We start from the raw sequence: 17777 nt of genomic DNA on the forward strand, positions 1-17777 counted from the left end.
CACGCGATGTAGGCGCTCACGCTGGAGAAGCCGTACTCGTGCCCCGCCATGTGGACCTCGCTCGCCCAGGCCATGTCGACGCCGGGCATCCCGGGGTCCGCCGCGAGCGCGGCGTCCCGGGTCCACGCGGGCACGCCGGAGGGGTCGACGGTCTTCTCGCGGTAGTCCAGTTCGGTCCGCAGGACGGCCAGCGCGAACTCGGGGTCGAGCTGCCCGGCGAAGATGAACCGGACCATGAAGTCCGGGTCGACGAAGCGCGGCGTCGGCTCGTACGGAGACCGCGCCCACTCCCACAGGGCCTCGCGGCCCGCCTCGGTCATCCGGTACACCTTGGCGTCCGGGCCGCCCTCGCGCGCGTCCACGTCGTACTCGACCCAGCCGCGCTCGACGAGCTTGGCCAGCCGCCGGTAGATCTGCGGCAGCTGGACGCCGTAGCCGATGTACTTCAGCGGGCCTTCCATCCATTTGCGCAGGTCGTAACCCGAGAACCGGCGCAGTGTCAGCATCCCGAGGATGACGAAGTCGAGTTGCATGGCCTTCTCTTTGTCGATGCCGGGCACGCCTGCCCCGGACCGGTGCGTTCCGGCCCGGGACAAGCATGTCGGGTCGCGGCGCGCGGCGCCCCCCGCTCCGGCATTGTGTCGCCGGGCTCACTGCGCGGGCGCGCCGCCCGCCCGCGCCACGTCGCTGCGGGCGATGGCGCGTTCGTCGGTGCCCAGGTAGCTCGCCACCACCTTCGGGTCGCTCCGGACGGCGTCCGGCGCGCCCTCGGCGATCACGCGCCCCGCCTCCAGGCAGTACACCCGGTCGCTGATGCCCATGATCAACGGCATGTCGTGCTCGATCACCAGCAGCGAAGCGCCCAGTTCGCGGCGGATCTCCTGGATGAGCGGGCCGAACGCCTCGGTCTCGCGCTGCGCGACGCCCGCAGTCGGCTCGTCCAGGCACAGCAGCCGCGCGTCCAGGGCCAGCAGCCCGGCCAGTTCGACGATGCGGCGGGTGCCCGTCGACAGGTCGGCGACGAACGCGTCCGCGTACCGGCCCAGGCCCAGGAAGTCGATCAGGTCGTGCGCCTCGGCCTTCTTCGCGCGCTCCCGCCTGACCGACGGCGGCAGCCGCAGCGCGGACGACAGCAGGCCCGTGCGGCCGCGCGCCTCCAGCGCCACCTGCACGGTCTCCGTGACCGTCAGCTCCGGGAACAGCGTCGCCGCCTGGAACGTCCGGCCGAGCCCCCGAGCGGCACGCCGCGCCGGAGCCGCGCGCGACACGTCCTCGCCGAACAGCTCGACGCGTCCCGTGGCCGGCACGAACCCGCCGACCGCGTTCATCAGCGTCGACTTGCCCGCGCCGTTGGTGCCGATGAGTCCGACGATCTCGTTCGGCCGCACCTCCACGGACACCCCGTCGACCGCGCTCACCCCGCCGAACCGCACCCGCACGTTCGACGCCGCGAGCACCGGCCGGCCCTCGGGCAGCGGCTCGCGTTCCGAGCGGGCGCGCGGCTTCGGCAGCACGGCGTCCGACCTCGAAGGCGCCGGACCCATGCGGCCCTCGGCCCACGCCAGCAGCCCGTCGCGCGCCGCATAGCCGATCTGCACCAGGCCGCCGGGGAAGTACAGCAGCAGGATCAGCAGGCCGACGCTGGACGCCAGCAACGGCACCAGCGAGTTGCCCGGGAACAGCGCGGGCAGGCCGATCACCCACAGCGAGCCGAGCACCGGCCCCGACGTCGACCCGAGACCGCCGATCACGACGACCGACACGAGCATCAGCGAGTCCTCGCTGCGGAAGTACGCGTCGCCGTACGGCACGGTCTGCAGCGCCCCCGCCAGCAGCGCGCCGCCCAACCCGGCCACACCGCCTGCCAGCGCGAACGCGCGCAGCTTCACCCGCGTCGCGCCGACCGTGTACGCCGCGGCGGTCGCCGGGTTGTCGCGCACCCCGATCGTGGTCCGGCCCACCCCGGTGCGCCGCAGCCGCCCGGTCACCGCCAGCACGGCCACCAGCACGGCCAGCACCACGTAGTAGTAGGCGCGCTGCGACGACACGTCGAGGCCGAACACGTCGCTCCGCGGGAACGAGGCGGTGATCCGCGTGGGACTGTCGTGGAAGACCTCCTGGCGGTACACCCACTGCTCGCACGCCACCGCGAACCCGAGCGTGCTCACCGCGAGCAGCAGCCCGCGTACCCGCAGCGCCCCGACGCCGATCACCGCCGCCAGCAGCGCCGTGACCACCGCCGCCACCGCGACCGCGGTCGGGAACGTCAGACGGTCGACGACCAGCACCCGGCCGCCGCCGACGTCGAGCCGCAGACCGCGCGACAGCGCCGCCGCCGTCATCGCCCCGATACCGGCGAACGCCATCTGCCCCAAGGACAGTTGCCCCGCCCAGCCGGTGAGCACCGTCACCGACGCCGCGCAGATCGCGTACGCCGCGATCACCGTGTACAGCAGGTGCCGCGACGGCTGCGTGACCGCCAACGGCACCACGATCCCGACCAGCAGCAGCGCCAGCAGCCCGAACCGCTCCAGGTTCCGCACCCACCACAGCCCGCGCAGCCGCTCCGGCACCGGCCGGACCTTCGGCGCGAACGAGAACGACGCCGTCTCCGCCGCCCCGCCGCGCGCCGCGAACACCGCGGCCAGGATCAGCCCGAAGGCCACCAGGTCGGTGAGCCCCGGCTGGTCGAGCCAGTTGAACTGCACCACCGCGTCGAGCAGCCCGAGCCCGACCCCGGCGACCAGCGCCGTCCGGAACGACCGCATGCGGGCGATCACCGCCGCGGCCAGCGCCCGCATCAGCGTGGTCATGCCCAGCACCGCCGGCGCGGTCACCGACCCGTTGCGGGACGAGATGAGGATCAGGCACACCGTGGCGACCAGCCCCGCGATCGTCCACACCGCGGTCGAGACCGCCTTGGGGCTGATGCCGTTCAGCCGCGCGAGCTCGGGGTTGTCGGCCGACGCCGCGACGGTCCTGCCCAGCACCGTCCGCCCCAGGAACCAGCCGAGCCCGGCCGCCGCCAGCGGGACGACGACCAGGATCGCCGCCTGCGTGGCGGTCACCTGGACGCCCGCCGGCCGCCACACGGACGACGACCACACGGGATACGAACGCGCGCCGTCCACCTCCGGATAGGAGGCGACGACCACGAGCGCGAGCTGGGCGACGCCTATGGTGGCGACCAGCAGGATGACGCGCGGCGCCACGAACAGCCGCCGCACCACCACGAGTTCGACCAGCGCCCCGAACGCCGAGCCCGCGGCCAGCGCAATCGGCAGCGCGATCCAGTACGGCACCCCGTAGCGCACGGCCAGCAGCGCGAACAGCGCCGAGCCGACGAGGCCCATGTTCGCCACCGCGAAGTTGACCACGCGCGTGGACCGGTGGACGAGCACCACGCCCATCGCGAGGAGACCGACGACCAGGCCGTCGACGACACCGTCGAACGCCAGCTGGCGGGTGAGGGTGATCACGTCAGCCCCCGTCTCTGCCGAGGAAGACCGCGCGGGCGAGGTCGTCGCGTTCGGTCAGTTCGCGGGCGTCGCCGGTGAACCGGACCTGCCCCTTCTCCAGGAAGACCGCGCGGTCGGCGATCGACAGCGCGACGTTCAGCGACTGCTCGACGACGACCATCGTCAGACCGTCGGCTTTCAGGCGCTCGACGACCGCCAGCAGGTCCTGCACCACCACCGGCGCGAGACCGAGCGGCCCCGGCCGGGCCGCGAGGTCCGGGAACACGTCCAGCACGTACGCGAGCCGCCCGTCGCGGTGCGCCTGGTCCCGGTCGCGCAGCTGGAACGCCGCCATCTCCAGGTTCTCCCGCACCGTCATGCCCGGGAAGACGCCCTTCCCGCCGGCCAGCAGGCGGACGCCCATCCGGCCGCGCCGCTCGGGCGCGACGTACGTGATCGTCTTGCCGTTCAGCCGCACCACGCCGCGCGACGGCGTGCCCAGCCCGCAGACCGCCTTGAGGATCGTCGACTTGCCGGCGCCGTTGGTGCCCAGCAGCGCCAGCACCTCGCCGCGCCGGACCTCGAACCCGACGCCGAACAGCACCTGCACGTTGCCGTACGCGAAGTCCACGTCGTGCACCTGCAATACCGGCACGTGCTCCGGGTCCCGCGCCTGCCGGTCGCGCTCGGCCAGCTCCTCGCGCAGCTCCGCGACCACCAGCGACAGGTCGTGCTTGATGAACCCCGAGCTGCGCACCAGCATCAGGCCGCCCACGAGTGTGGACGGCACGCCGATCACCAGCGCCGCCACGCGCGGGTCGTACGAGTCGAGGATCAGCGCCGACAGCAGCGACCCGCCCGTCGCGCCGACGAAGAAGATGTACACCGCGGCCAACGCCGCGCCCAGGCCGCGCAGCCGGTACGGCGACACCGACTGCATCACCGGCCCGACCATCGCGAACGCGGCCGACAGCAGGATCAGCGGCAGCATCTGCACGACGGCGAACGCCGGCGCGTTCGGCATGAGCCACTGCACCGGGATCAGCACCGCCACCGGCAGGATCAGCAGGCCGACCAGCCGCAGCGCCCGCGCCGGGTCGGTGCGGTAGAGCCGGTCGTAGTACGGGCCGACGAACGGCAGCACCAGCAGCACACCGGCTCCGCCCAGCGTGCCGTACACGCCGCGCTCGAACGTGCCGAGCCCGAAGTGGTCCTCCAGCCACAGGTTCGTCAGCACGGGACCGGTGAACAGCCCGAACCCGAGCGCGGCGAACGCCAGCACCACTGTGCGCGTCGTACGGATCCGCATCAGCCGCGCGAACGCCGCCTCGACCGACACGGGCGCGGGGGCGTCCTGCGCCACGACCTCGCCGAGCACCGCCCGCATCTCCTGCCGCCCCCGCGGCGGTTCGGGCAGCCGGAACGCGAACAGCGCCACCAGCGCGGTCGGCACGCCGAGCACGAAGAACGCCCAGCGCCAGCCGTCGTCGCCGCCCGCGAGCGCCGCGATCCCGCCGACCGCCAGCGGGCTCAGCGTCGCCGCGATCCGCCCCGTCGCCGCGTTCGCCGCGGCGAGCCGGCCGCGCACGCCGATCGGGTACGTGTCGGCGTTCAGCGACCCGTGCACCGGCAGGTTGCTCGATTTCGCGACACCGACCCCGAGCCGGGCCAGGAACATCAGGAACACGTTGGCGGCCAGCCCGCACGCGACGACGAACGCCGAGAACGCCAGACCCGCCCAGCCCGCGACCCGGCCGCGCCGCGACCGGTCCGCCAGCCAGCCCATCGGCAGCGCCCCGAGCACGATGAACGCGCCCGACGCCGACGACAGGAACACGATCGCGCCGTCGCTCATCCCGAACGCGTCGCGGATGTCCGGCGCCAGCACACCCAGCGTCGCGGTCTCCAGCTCGTCGAACGCCGACAGCAGCGTCAGCGTCACGAACGTCGCCGCCCCGCCGGCCGCGAGGCCCTCGCGCAGGGTCAGGGCCTGACCGCCGACGCCGGGGAGCAGCTCGTCCGCGAACAGGACGTCCCGTTCCGCGGCGGCCTGCCGGGTGCGCTCCGCCTCGGCGTCCAGCAGGCCTGCGGCCAGCCGCGCCGCGCCCGGCTCCGACCCGACCTGACCCCCCGGTTCTCCGGCGACCGGCTCCGCCGCGGTCACGCCCGGACCCCGTGCGCGGCGACGTCCCCGGCCGGGTCCGCGTCCGGGTCCGTGTCGAGCGCCGCGAGGGCGTCCGCGACCGCGCGCAGTGCCGTCGCCGGCAGCAGGCCGCCGGCCAGCGCGGCCAACTGCAGCAGCGACGTGTCGCCCACCATCTTCGCCACGCCGCCGTCGACCAGGCGGCCCAGGCCCAGTTCGCGCAGCACCGCCTCGGCCGCCGCGTCCGCGAACAGCTCGCGGATCGGGGCGTGCACGCTGCGCGGGCCGTCGGGGAACTCCGCGGGGTCGACCGGCGCGGCGCCCGCGGCGGTCTCGGCCTCCTCGCGTTGTTTCCGCACGAGCAAGTGCGCCTCGGTCGCCGGGCCCCGCGCGGGCAGGCCCAGGCGCTCGTACTGCTCGGCGGGCGCGTCGGCGGCGCGCATCGCTTCGACGAGCATGCTGATCATGCGCAGTTCGAGGCTGTCGTCCACCAGCGGGTCGAGCTGGTCCGGGTCCGTCGCCAGGTCGAACAGCAGCGTGCCGTGCGGCGCGGGGGAGATCGCGAAACCCGGGACCTTGAGGACGGGCGCGCCCTTCGTGAACGCGAACGCGCCGCCGGGGACGAACTCGGCCTCCGCCAGCTCACGCGGCTGGAACCGCGCCCGCATGTGCGTGGGCATCAGGGTGTACTGCGCCAGCGGCACGTTCGCCGCGTCCGCACACGCCCGCATATACACGTAGCGGCCGTCCGTGACCGAGACGTGGCCGCCGAACGCGCCGAACAGGCCCGCCTCGCGCACCGGGGTGTCGTCGGCGATCGTCTCCCGCAGCGCGACGCCCGTCATGTCCGGCGTGCGCCCCACACCGAAGAACTCCAGCAGCGTGGGCGCCAGGTCGACGGTCTGCACGAGCGACGCGCGGCGCTCCCCGCGCACCCGGCTTCGCGGGTCCCATACGAACAGCGGGGTGTGGATGGTCTCGTCGTACCACGGCATCACGGCCTTGCCCCACCAACCGTGCTCGCCCAGCAGGAAGCCGTGGTCGGTGCAGACGATCAGCATCGTGTCGTCCCACAGGCCGTGCTCGTCCATCGCGTCGAGGACGCGGCCGAGGTTGCGGTCGCACATCGACAGCAGCGCGGCGTACTCGTAGCGCACGTGCGCGACCTGCTCGTCGGTCTCGCGCACCATGCGGTAGTCCGGCCAGTCGTACTGCGGCCCGTCGTAGCCGTGCTCGTACAGCTCCTTGTAATGCTCCTGCGAGAAGAACGGCTCGTGCGGATCGAACGTCTCGATCTGCACGAACCAGCCGTCCTCGGCCTTGTTGGTCTCGATGAAGTGCAGCCCGGCGTCGAAGGTCAGCGTCTGTGGCTGGTCCTCCTCGCGCGTCATGTAGCGCCGGTTGATCCAGTCCTGCCGCCAGGCCTCGCCGCGCAGCGTCTTGAGGCTGTCCGGGACCTCCGGGTCGGCGACGTGCCCCTTCCACGGGTCGCCCTCCTGGCCGCGGAAGAACTCGTAGGTGCGGTACCGGTTGTGGTACGTCGCGCCGCCGTCCTCCCAGTAGTGCTGGTGGTCCGTGACCAGGTGCGTGTAGACGCCCGCGTCGGTGAGCATCTCCGGGCACGAGTCGTCGAAGGGCTCCAGCGGCCCCCATCCGCGGTGCAGGAAGTTGTGGCGCCCGGTGTGCAGCTCCCGGCGGGCCGGCATGCACGGCATGCTCCCGGCGTAGCAGTTCTCGAACACCGCCGTCCGCTCCGCCAGCCGCGCGAAGTTCGGGGCGTGGACCCAGTCCGCCGCTCCGTACGGAGGAAGGTACCTGCGGTTGAGGGAATCGAACATGACCATGACGGCCTTCATCGCCACTCCTGCCCGGTCGCGCGAGGCCAGGGCCCTGTCGGGCCCTGGCTCGTATGAACCCCAGAACATACTCATCGCGACTTGAATGTCCAGAGGATCCGGGCTGGATATGTACTAGCGCACTGAGTGTTCGTGGACGAGACTGACATGCACCGCGTCCTCGCCGGGCACCGCGCGCTCCAGGAGCGCGATGCCGCGCCCGACGTCCTCCAGGCCTACGTGGACGCCGCGCAGCGTGCGGGCGATCGACGGCCTGTCGGCCAGCAGCTGGACGGCCTGCTCCATGGACCCCGGCGTCGACCCCGCGCAGCCGTGCACGGTCAGGGACTTCAGCGACACGAGGTCGCTGAGCAGGTTCTCGACCGGCCGGAAGTGCTTGAGGCCGGCCAGCGCGACCCGGCCGCGGAAGGCCGCCAGTTGCAGGGCGGTGTTCACGGCGGCGGGCACCGGGGTCAGGTCCATGACCACGGACGCCATCCGGCCGCCCGTCAGCTCCCCGACGCGCTCGGTCACGTCCTCCGCGTCCACGTCCACGACCGCGTGCGCGCCCAGCTCGAGCGCCGTCGCCAGGCGGGTCCCGTCCGCGCCCGTACCGGTCACGATCACCTGCGACGCCCCCTGCGCGAGCGCCGCCGCCGCGCACAGCAGGCCCTGGTGGCCGGGGCCCTGCACCACGACCCGGTCCCCGGTCCGCACACCCGCCGCGGCGACCCAGTTGAGGGCGTTGGCCAGCGGCTCGAACACCGTCAGCTCGGCGGCGGTGAGCCCGTCCGGCGCCTTCATCAGGTGCGTCGTGGGCAGCAGCCGCATGAACTCGCCGTAGCCGCCCCACAGTCCGCCGTCGTGGTCGGCGCCCATCGTGTAGCCGTACAGCTGGAGGTTGGCGCACAGCCCGCCCGGGCCGCCGAGGCAGGCGCGGCACCGTCCGCAGGTCACGATCTCGTCGACGCACACCCGGTCGCCCTCGGCCACACCCCAGTTGGCGGCGGCCTCCGCGGTGATCGCGTGCACCACGCCGACGATCTCGTGCCCGGGGACGACATCGGCGACCTCGCCCGGGACATGGCGCTGCCCGTGCAGCTGCATGGCGTCGCTGCCGCAGAGCCCCACCGCCTCGACCCTCAGCACCGCGCCGCCGGGCGGCGGGTCCGGGACGGCGAACTCCCGTATCTCGTACGTACCGTCGCCGGGGAACACCGCCGCGCGGGCGTGCTGGACCATTGCGGGCCTCCGAAGGGGTCGAGGGTGCGGTCCCGCGGCGGACCCGTGCGAGTCCGCGACCGCGCCGGCGCGCCCGGCGGCCGGCCCGGCGACGGTAGCCCGGCGAACCGCAAGGATCAACGCCATCCTTCGGATATTCGGCTTTGATGTTCGGAAATATGAACGGCTACACGAGCGGCAGCATCAGTGCCTCGGCGTCGGCCGCTTCGCGCAGGGTCTGGTCGAAGCGCAGGACGTACGAGCCGGCCGCCTCCAGGTCGGGGCGGCCGAGGACGACGACCGCGCCGGTGTCGGTCACCGCGACGACGCACGGCGTCAGGCCCTCGCTCGCCTCGGCCACCGCGGGCTCGCGTTCGTCCAGGTACACCAGGTCGAACGGCACCGCGATCGTCGACAGCAGCGCGGCCCAGTCCGCTCGGGGCTGCCAGCCGTCGTGGGTCAGCCCGTACAGTACGTCGTCCGGCGGCTCGCGGGCCCAGTCGAGGGCGCGCCCCATCGGGCGTCGGCTCTCGGTCTCCATGTCGTACACGCCGACCAAGCGGCGCACCACCTGCGCCCCAGCCATGACACCAGTGTGCGCCCGCCAGGCGCGTCGTGGCGCGCGCGAGGCGGGGATCCCGCCGTTGGTGATGGTCAGTGATAGACGCGCTGCAACGCGTGCTCGACGGCGGCCTCGGACAGCCGCTTCGCCGCGCGCAGCTCGGCAGGGCTCACCGGGTGGTCGTGCGCGGTGTGCTCGATGAACGCGTCCGCCGCGTCCATCACCCGGTGCCGTGCCCGGGAGATCTCCGGACGGCGTCCGCTGGACGCGATCATGCCGCTCCACGCCAGCGAGGCCGCGTAGGCGCCGCCGCGCGCCAGGTCCTCCGGCGAGATCGGCGCGTCGTGAGGGGCGCTGCGGCACTCGTGGAACACGGTCGCCTCACGCCCGTCGTCGGTGAACAGACCCGGACTCAGCAAGCTGCTCATGACCTCCTCCTTCCCGCCCCCTCCGATCAGCGTAGGGCTGATTTGCCCGGATGTGCGTGCTATGCGGCAGGAGGTTTTCGGGCGGCCGGCCCGCACCCGGCACGGGGAGGGGTGCGGGCCGGCCCGTCAGCACTCGGCCTGGGCCGCCCCGAGCAGGTCGCTGAGGTCCACGCGCTTGCCGGCCGCCGACGAGTCCTCGGTCCAGATCGGCTCGATCGCGGGCAGCGCGAGCTTGACCTGGGCGACGTCGTTCAGGGCGTACTGCCGGCCGTCCGGGGAGGTGAACACCAGGGCGTCGCCGCCGCGGCACTCGATGCGGCCCTGGCGGACGGTCAACGGCCAGATCTTCCCGGACTGTTGGAAGCCCGTGCGGTCCACGTCCCGGCCGGACGGGCCGCCGCCGTCGTCCTTGAGCAGCAGCAGGTACGCCGCCGCCGCGCCGGCGACGAGCAGCACCGCCACGACGACGACCACCAGCCACGTCCGCGACCGGGACGGTCGCCTTCGTGGAGGAGGCGGGTCCGCCGCTTCCGGTTCGGGCCACAGCCCCGGCACGGGCTGCGGCAGGTGCTGCGGCGCACGGTGCTGCGCATGGTGCGGCAGGTGCTGTGGAACCTGCCCGGAAACTCTCGGTGGCACAGGTCTGTACGGCTGTTGTTCCATCCCCACCCCCAAGGTATTGGCGACAGAACGTACTCCAGTCACGGCCGGGTTTTGGCAAGTTCGGAGCAATCCGTTTCCCACGATCACCTGGTCGGACACAGGGTGGGGAAGTGCCGTGGAACGTCTAGGAATCGGGCCGCCGAACAGGCGGCCCGAGGTGTCCGTCAGGGCACGCGCGACGCCGCCAACTGCACCGATGTCATCGCGAGGATGGAGGCGATCAACGCGAAGATCAGACCCGTCTGGGGGCTGAGGGACAGCTTGTCGACGAGGCTGAACGGCATGTCGGCGTCCTGCACGCCCTTGCTCGCCCACACCAGGATCGACGGCTTCGCCATGCACACGATCACGGCGACCATGTTCAGGCTCAGCAGCGCGCGTGCGGGGCGGACCAGCCTGCCGACGACGAGCCCGCAGAGCAGCAGCACCGCCGACAGCAGGGCCACGGCGAGCACGCCCTGGCCGATGTAGCTGTCGAGGCCGGTGAAGTCCTTGGTCGCCGTATCGATGTAGGCGGCCGAGGACTTGCGGCCGCCCGCGAGGGTGGTGCCGCTGATGTGGTCCCCGGGGGAGGCCGAGCCGCCCGACGGTGCCACCCAGGGCAGGAACGTCGACCCGGCCGCCCCCAGCGCCAGGGCGGCCGCGACCGCCGCGGCGCCGCGGTGCTCCGCACGCGGGCGTTCCGCCCGGGCCTGCTCCCGCATCGCCGCGCGGCGGGCGGCCGCGCGCGACGGGGTCGGAGCCGGCGTCGGGGCGGGCTCGTACTGCCGTTCGTGCGGGGGCCCGACGTGCGTTGCGTAGCGGCTGTCGGGCCGGGTCGCCTGCTCGGTCTGCTGCCAGGGGTCGTACGCGGGACGCCGGTCGGACGGCGGGCCGTCCCACGGCGTCGCCATCGGGTTCGGGTACGTCGTGGCCGCGCCCGGTGGCGTGGTCGGCGGGCCTGGGACGACCGGAGGGGGCGTCGGCCAGTCCGGCGCGGACCCGACGGGCACGCCCGCGGGCGCGTTGTCGGCGTACGGGGCGAGCGCCGCCCGCACGTCAGCCATCGACGCGAAGCGCTGCGCGGGCTCCTTGGCCAGCATCCGCAGCACCACCGCGTCCAGTCCGGGCGGCACGTCGGATCGTGCCACGGACGGCGGCGAGGCCGGCTTGACGAAGTGCTGGTTCATGATCGAGAACGCCGAGTCACCCAGAAACGGCGGCTGCCCGCACAGGAGTTCGTACAGGACGCAGCCCAGCGAGTACTGGTCGGTCCGCGCGTCGACCTGCTCGCCCATCGCCTGCTCGGGCGACATGTACGCGGGCGTGCCCACGATCCCGCCGGTCGTCGTCAGACGCGTCGCCGTGTCGGACAGCATGCGCGCGATGCCGAAGTCCAGCACCTTGACCGCGCCGTGGCGGGTGAGCATCACGTTGCCCGGCTTGATGTCCCGGTGCACGATGCCCATCCCGTGGCTGTGCGCCAGCGCGTCCGCGATGTCCCGCACGATCCCGGCCGCCCGCGCGACCGGAACACGCCCCGAACGGACCACGCCCGCGAGCGACTGGCCGTCGACGTGCTCCATCACCAGGAACGGCACCGGGTCCGCGGAGTCGTCGCGGCCGAAGTCGTGCAGCACCGTGATGCCGGGGTGGGTCAGCGCCGCGACCGCGCGCGCCTCGCGCTGGAACCGCTCGCGGAACTCCGGCTGCCGCGACAGTTCGACCGGCAGCGTCTTGATCGCCACGGTCCGCGCCAACTCCCGGTCCCGGCCGCGCCACACCTGGCCCATGCCGCCGTGGCCGATCGGCTCGACCAGCTCGTAGCGCTCGTTCAGGACACGCATGAACCCCCCAGGACCACCCCGCGATTCGGGGCACGAGTCTAGGGCCTGACCGGGACACCGCCGGTCCGGACGGCGGCGGAGACGACCGCCCGCCGACCGGTCGTACGGGCCGACCTGACACCGGACGTGGGACGGCATCGGCGGCGCCGACATGGTGATGTCGTCCGTCAGGCGGCCGGTCCAGCCGCGCACGTCGCGGCCCAGCCGCCGGACGAGTTCGTCGGGGTCGGTGCCCCGCGCGGTCGCGAGGCGCGTCGAGCGGGTAGAACTCGCCCCCGACGCCGTTCCCGGCGCCCGGACCCAATACGTCACGGAGTGCCTCATCTGGTCGGCGGAGTGCCCGTTTCGGTTCCCGGGATCCGGGCACTCCGCCGCGCTCACTCCCCGGCCGCCGCGCCCGCCACCTCGCGTACGACCGCGTCGAAGTCCGTCGCGGCCACGCCGAGCACCCGCTCGGTCTCGGAAGCGTCCAGCAGGAACGCGTCGTCGTACAGGTACTCCATCTCCGCGACCTCGCCCATGATCGAGTCGGCCGCCGCGGCCGCCGCCAGTTGGTCGGCGGTCATGCGCGTCAGCTCGGGCTGGGCCGCGCCGGCGGCCTTCGCGACGCGTGCCGCGAGGTCGCGCACCGTCGACACCGAGGACGGGACGTGCCACGCGCGGCCCCACACCTCGTCGCGGTCGTGCGCGTCGCCGACCGCGACCAGCGTGCGGGCGACGTCGCCGGTGTACGACCAGCTCTGCGGCGCGTCCAAGCCGCCCGGGTACACCGCCGCGCCGCCGGTGCGGGCGGCCGGGGCGACCATCAGGCAGAACAGCGAAATCGCGTCGGCCGCAAGGAAGTCGCTCGCCCGGACCTCGGCGACCCGCACCCGCCCCGCCTCGTGTGCCGCGAGCGCGTCCTCCCACATCGCCGCGCGGACCCGGCCCTTGTCCGAGACCGGGGCCATGGGGAGGCCGGGGGTGAACGGGCCGTGAGGAAGGCCGTAGCCGTACGCGTTGCCGAGCATCACGTAGTCGGTGCCGGTGCGTTCGGCGGCGGCCAGCAGCGACGCCGCCAGCGGCGGGAACGCGGTGCGCCACTGGTCGTACGGCGGGGCCGCGCAGTTGTAGAGGGTACGGGCGCCGTCGAGCAGCCCGGCCAGCGTGTCCGGGTCGGTGACGTCGGCGGCGACGCGCTCGACGAGCGGATGCTCCGGCCCCGTGCCGCGCCGGGTGACGACGCGGACGCGCTCGCCCCGGTCGGCGAGCAGGCGGGCGGTGGCGATGCCGGTCGATCCGGCGCCGGTGACGATGTGGAGGGCCACGGTGATTCTCCCGAACGTTGGTGCGGTTTCCGTTGTTTCGGCCGCGTGTGTGCGGCGACGGGACAACTCTGCGGCGGGCCGGACGCGTAGAGTACTGGCCGAAAGGCCAGGGATCCGGAAGTTCCGGCCACGGCCGGGGGAGGGTTCGTGCGCCGGGAACACGCGGGGCACCGGGAGCGGGACGAGCACCGGCCGCACCGGGTCGCCGTCGTCGCCGTCCCGCCGGTGACCGCGTTCGACCTGTCCATCCCCGAACTGGTCTTCGGCACCGCGATGGTGGAGGCCCAGCCGGCCTACGAGGTCGTCGTCTGCACGCCGGAGCCCGGCGAGGTCGCCACCACCGGCGGACTCGGCGTCGTCGTCGCCCACGGGCTCGACGCGGCGGCCGACGCCGACACCGTGCTCGTCACCGGCACCGGCGCGCGCCACAACGCCGACCCGCGCGTCCTCGACCTGCTGCGGGTCGCCGCGGCCGACGGGCGGCGCATCGCGTCCATCTGCACCGGCGCGTTCGTGCTCGCCCAGGCCGGACTGCTCGACGGACGCGCGGCCACCACCTTCTGGGTCATGTCCGGCGAGTTCGCCCGCCGTTTCCCGGCCGTCGAGCTGCGCCGCGACGTGCTGTTCGTCGACGACGGGCAGGTGCTCACCTCCGCCGGGCTGTCCGCCGGCATGGACCTGTGCCTGCACATCGTGCGCACCGACTACGGCGCCGCCGTCGCCAACGCCACCGCGCGCCTGGTGGTCGCCCCGCCCGCGCGCCCCGGCGCGCAGGCCCAGTTCATCCAGTCCCCGCTGCCGCCCGAGCGCGGCGCCGCACTCGCCGACACCCGGGCGTGGGTGCTGACCCGACTGCACGAACCGCTCACCGTCGCCGACATGGCGGCGCACGCGAGTACCAGCGTCCGCACCCTCACCCGGCGCTTCCAGGCGGAGACCGGGACCAGCCCCTTGCAGTGGCTCCTGCACCGGCGCGTCGACCGGGCGCTGGAGATCCTCGAGACCACCGACCTGCCGCTCGACCGGGTCGCACGGCAGAGCGGGCTCGGATCGGCGGACTCGCTGCGCAAGCACCTCGTGCAGCGCGTCGGGCTCACCCCGAGCGCGTACCGCACGGCGTACGCCCGCTGGCCGCACGGCTGACCCGTCGCCCGTCGCCCCTCAGAGCCGGTAAGGGAACAGCGCGGCGTTCCGGCGCTCGACGGCGACCTCGACCCAGGTGCCGTCGACGCCGTCCGGCAGGGGAGCGGCCACGTCGAGCAGGACCAAGGTGCCGGCCAGGGTCAGGACCCCCGCGCCGTCCTCGGTCACGTCCAGCACACCGCGCAGGACCACGCGGTCGCCGTCGGCGCGGACCTCCGGCGCGGCCACCGAAGCGGCGCGGGCGTTGCCGCCCCACAGCAGGTCCTCGTCGACCGTCCACTCGACGTGGAACGCGCCCGGCGCGGCGTCCGGGTCGCCGCACCAGCGCACCGTCGTACGGCCGCACGGCGTCGCCACGCGGGCCAGTACGGGGTCGCCCGGGATGATCCGCTCCACCTGTACCAGCACCGGCCCATCATGGGGCACGGTCGGGTTCAGTCCGCGAGCAGCACCGCGGCGCCGTTCACGCGGTCGGCCGCCAGGTCGGCGAGCGCCTGGTCCGCGCGGCCGAGCGGATACGGCGTCGTGGTCGCCTTGATGCCGATCCGCTGGGCGGTCTCCAGGAACTCGGCGCCGTCCTGCCGGGTGTTCGCGGTCACACTGCGGACCTGGCGCTCGTAGAACAGGTGCCGCTGGTAGTCGAGGACCGGAACGTCGGTGAGATGGATGCCGGCGATCGCGAGCGTGCCCCCGCGGTCGAGCGCCTCGAGGCCGGCCGGCACGGCGTCGCCGACGGGGGCGAACAGGATCGCGGCGTCGAGGGGTTCGGGCGGGGCGTCGTAGGTGTCCTGCGCGGACGCCGCGCCGAGCGCCAGGGCGAGGTCGCGGGCGGCGGGTGCGCGCGTCATCACGTGGACGGTGGCGCCCTGCGCGAGCGCGATCTGCGCGGCCAGGTGCGCGGACGCGCCGAAGCCGTAGATGCCGAGCCGACCGCCGTCCGGGAGTTCGGCGCGCTTCAGGGCCCGGTAGCCGATGATCCCGGCGCAGAGCAGCGGCGCGATGTGCTCCGGGTCGGCGTCGGGCGGCAGCGGGTAGGCGAAGTCCTCGGGGACGACGGCGTGCTCGGCGAAGCCGCCGTCGGCGTCCCAGCCGGTGTACGTCGACGCCTCGCACAGGTTCTCCCGCCCGGCGCGGCAGTACCCGCACACGCCGCACGTGTGCCGCAGCCACGCGACGCCGAGCCGGTCGCCGGGCGCGAACCGGACCGCGCCGGGGCCGAGCGCGTCCACGACGCCGACGACCTCGTGCCCGGGGACCGTCCCGGGCCTGCGCGGCGCGAGGTCGCCCTCGGCCAGATGCAGGTCGGTGCGGCACACCCCGCACGCCTCGACCCGCACCCGCACCTCGCCGGGCCCCGGCTCGGGCACGGCCCGCTGCACCTCGCGCAGCGGACGGCCCGCGATCGGCCCTGGCGTCTCCACGATCCAGGCGCGTTCCTGCGTCCCCGTGTCCGGCTCCCGTACGGCGGCCATGACGCCTCCCTGAGTCGGCCCCGGCGCGTCGAAGGCGCACCGGGCGGCTGTCAGGACGTGTACCCCGTTCGGGGGAGCGGGACTACCTCGGGGCGTCAGACGCCGGGGTGTTCGCGGCCGCCGCGGCGGGCTCGCCCGTGGGCTCGTCAGCGGGCTCGCCGGTGGTCGGCTCGTCCGCCGCGCCCGTGGGGAACAGGATCGGGCTGATCAGGTACGGCCTGCGGCCCGGCGCCGGCCCGTTGGCGAGCCGTGGGTGCAGGACCGAGAGCAGGTCCCCGAGGAGCGCGGCGAGCTCGTCCGGGTCGAGCCAGAGCGTGCCCTGCCGGTAGCCGACGGAGTCCGCGACCGGGTCGGCGCCGTCGTGGTCCAGGTAGGCGTTGAACTCGGCGATGAGGGTGACCATCGCGGCGGCGAAGCCGCGCCGGTGGTCGTCCGGCGTCATGGCGGCCGCCGCTTCGCCGTCGATCGCCGGGCGGTCGCGGCGCAGCCGGTAGCGGCGCTCGACCGCGCCGCGCACCCGCTGCTCGCCCGCGACCTCCAGGAAACCGGACTCGGCGAGCAGCGCGACGTGCCGGTACACGGTCACCTTCGAGACCTCGGGCATCCGCGCGCACAGCTCGCCCGTGGTGAGCTCGCGGCCCCCGGACAGGGCGTGCACGACGCGCAGGCGGACCGGGTGGAGGAGCAGGTCGACGGTGTCCACGGCCTTACTATTTCACGAGTGATACCGTTATCAAAGTTGAAAACGTTCGGTGGTCGTTCGTCAGGGAGGGTGCATGCGCCAGGCAGAGGGGCGGGTCGTAGCGGTCAACGGCCGGTCGGTGTACGTGGAGGAGTCCGGCGCGGGGGCGGCCTGCGTCGTCTTCGAGGCCGGCCAGGGGCTCGGGCGCGCGAGCTGGGACGCGGTGCTGCCGTCACTCGCCGACCGCGCGCGGCTGGTGGCGTACGACCGCGCCGGGTTCGGCCGCAGCGGGCGCGTCGAAGGACCGCTCGACGTCGACGACATGGCCGCCGACCTCGCGGCGCTGGTCGAGGCCGTCGTCCCCGACGGGGCGCCGCTGGTCCTCGTCGGGCACAGCATGGGCGGGCTCGTCACGCGCCGCGCGGCCGAACGGCTCGGTGCCCGGCTCCGCGGCCTGCTGCTGGTCGACCCGACGCCCGAACAGGCACCCGTCTACGACACGTTCGACCAGACCGCCGCGAAGGTCGACCGCGTGCTGGGCGTCATGCAGCAGCTGTTCCGCTCACGCCTGCTCGCGCGCCTGGCCAGCGGCCGGATCCGCCGGGTGTTCCCGCCGGACACCTACGCGACGATGCTCGCCGAGGACTTCGTCCCGGCCGGCATCGCCCAGACCCGCAAGGAGCTCAAGGCCGTGGCCGCCGCCATCCCGCGCTTCCGCCTCGCACCGCCCGCCCCGCCGATCTGCCCCATCGTCCTGCTCTCCGCCGGCCGCCCCGAGCGGGGCCGCGCGCGGCAGCACGCCGACGTCGCCGAACACCAGCGGCTCTGGGCGCGGGACCTCCCGAACGCGCGGTACGAGCGGGTCGACTCCGGCCACCTCATCCAGGCCGAGCGGCCGCAGGACGTCGCGGAAGCGGTCGTCGAACTCGTCACGTGGGCCGAACTCGCGGGCGCCCCGCGCACCTGAGCCGGGGGCGGCGCGAGCGTGCCGGGCCGCCTCGCGGGGGCGCGGGAACTGGGGCGTTTCTGGGGGATCT

General features: G+C 73.9%; 15 protein-coding genes. 2 read left to right on the forward strand and 13 right to left on the reverse strand.

What is annotated here, in order from left to right:
• The 10 genes from QI554_RS15355 to QI554_RS15400 all read right to left on the reverse strand — a co-directional run.
• Positions 1 to 533, reverse strand: a 533-nt coding sequence (locus tag QI554_RS15355) for a PadR family transcriptional regulator (protein ID WP_281470345.1), incomplete at its 3' end; no start/stop codon positions are given.
• A gap of 117 nt (positions 534 to 650) precedes the next feature.
• Positions 651 to 3479: an ABC transporter permease subunit gene (locus tag QI554_RS15360; protein ID WP_281470346.1), complete on the reverse strand. Its 2829-nt coding sequence runs from the start codon at positions 3477 to 3479 to the stop codon at positions 651 to 653.
• 1 nt (position 3480) lies between these two features.
• On the reverse strand, positions 3481 to 5622 hold the full coding sequence (locus QI554_RS15365; RefSeq protein WP_281470348.1) for an ATP-binding protein: 2142 nt from the start codon (positions 5620 to 5622) through the stop codon (positions 3481 to 3483).
• The gene (locus QI554_RS15370; protein WP_281470350.1) at positions 5619 to 7457 is read right to left on the reverse strand and encodes a sulfatase; all 1839 of its coding nucleotides are present in this window, start codon (positions 7455 to 7457) and stop codon (positions 5619 to 5621) included. Before QI554_RS15370 ends, QI554_RS15365 begins: the two co-directional genes overlap by 4 nt.
• A gap of 114 nt (positions 7458 to 7571) precedes the next feature.
• The gene (locus tag QI554_RS15375; RefSeq protein WP_281470352.1) at positions 7572 to 8678 is read right to left on the reverse strand and encodes a zinc-dependent alcohol dehydrogenase; all 1107 of its coding nucleotides are present in this window, start codon (positions 8676 to 8678) and stop codon (positions 7572 to 7574) included.
• A gap of 166 nt (positions 8679 to 8844) precedes the next feature.
• On the reverse strand, positions 8845 to 9243 hold the full coding sequence (locus QI554_RS15380) for a hypothetical protein (protein WP_281470354.1): 399 nt from the start codon (positions 9241 to 9243) through the stop codon (positions 8845 to 8847).
• A 68-nt stretch (positions 9244 to 9311) separates the two neighbouring features.
• Complete coding sequence (locus QI554_RS15385) at positions 9312 to 9647, reverse strand: hypothetical protein (RefSeq protein WP_281470356.1); 336 nt, start codon at positions 9645 to 9647, stop codon at positions 9312 to 9314.
• Between the two features lie 126 nt (positions 9648 to 9773).
• Positions 9774 to 10121: a DUF2511 domain-containing protein gene (locus QI554_RS15390; protein WP_281470358.1), complete on the reverse strand. Its 348-nt coding sequence runs from the start codon at positions 10119 to 10121 to the stop codon at positions 9774 to 9776.
• Positions 10122 to 10474: 353 nt separating this feature from the next.
• Positions 10475 to 12136 (reverse strand): serine/threonine-protein kinase, encoded by a 1662-nt coding sequence (locus QI554_RS15395; protein ID WP_281470360.1) that lies wholly within the window; start codon positions 12134 to 12136, stop codon positions 10475 to 10477.
• Between the two features lie 377 nt (positions 12137 to 12513).
• Complete coding sequence (locus QI554_RS15400) at positions 12514 to 13443, reverse strand: NAD-dependent epimerase/dehydratase family protein (RefSeq protein WP_281470362.1); 930 nt, start codon at positions 13441 to 13443, stop codon at positions 12514 to 12516.
• A gap of 147 nt (positions 13444 to 13590) precedes the next feature.
• Between QI554_RS15400 and QI554_RS15405 the strand changes: the two genes are divergently transcribed.
• Positions 13591 to 14586 (forward strand): GlxA family transcriptional regulator, encoded by a 996-nt coding sequence (locus QI554_RS15405; RefSeq protein ID WP_281470364.1) that lies wholly within the window; start codon positions 13591 to 13593, stop codon positions 14584 to 14586.
• An 18-nt stretch (positions 14587 to 14604) separates the two neighbouring features.
• Here the strand turns inward: QI554_RS15405 and QI554_RS15410 are convergent, their stop codons facing one another.
• The 3 genes from QI554_RS15410 to QI554_RS15420 form a co-directional block, all read right to left on the reverse strand.
• The gene (locus QI554_RS15410; protein ID WP_281470366.1) at positions 14605 to 14994 is read right to left on the reverse strand and encodes a hypothetical protein; all 390 of its coding nucleotides are present in this window, start codon (positions 14992 to 14994) and stop codon (positions 14605 to 14607) included.
• Positions 14995 to 15020: 26 nt separating this feature from the next.
• Positions 15021 to 16058: a zinc-dependent alcohol dehydrogenase family protein gene (locus QI554_RS15415; RefSeq protein ID WP_281470368.1), complete on the reverse strand. Its 1038-nt coding sequence runs from the start codon at positions 16056 to 16058 to the stop codon at positions 15021 to 15023.
• 82 nt (positions 16059 to 16140) lie between these two features.
• Positions 16141 to 16761: a helix-turn-helix domain-containing protein gene (locus tag QI554_RS15420; protein ID WP_281470370.1), complete on the reverse strand. Its 621-nt coding sequence runs from the start codon at positions 16759 to 16761 to the stop codon at positions 16141 to 16143.
• A 73-nt stretch (positions 16762 to 16834) separates the two neighbouring features.
• Here QI554_RS15420 and QI554_RS15425 point away from each other — a divergent pair, with 73 nt between their 5' ends.
• Positions 16835 to 17707, forward strand: coding sequence for an alpha/beta fold hydrolase (locus QI554_RS15425; RefSeq protein WP_281470372.1), 873 nt, complete (start codon positions 16835 to 16837; stop codon positions 17705 to 17707).
• The last annotated feature ends 70 nt before the right edge of the window (positions 17708 to 17777 follow it).

It is taken from the genome of Yinghuangia seranimata (genome assembly GCF_029953285.1).
Lineage (GTDB): Bacteria > Actinomycetota > Actinomycetes > Streptomycetales > Streptomycetaceae > Yinghuangia > Yinghuangia seranimata.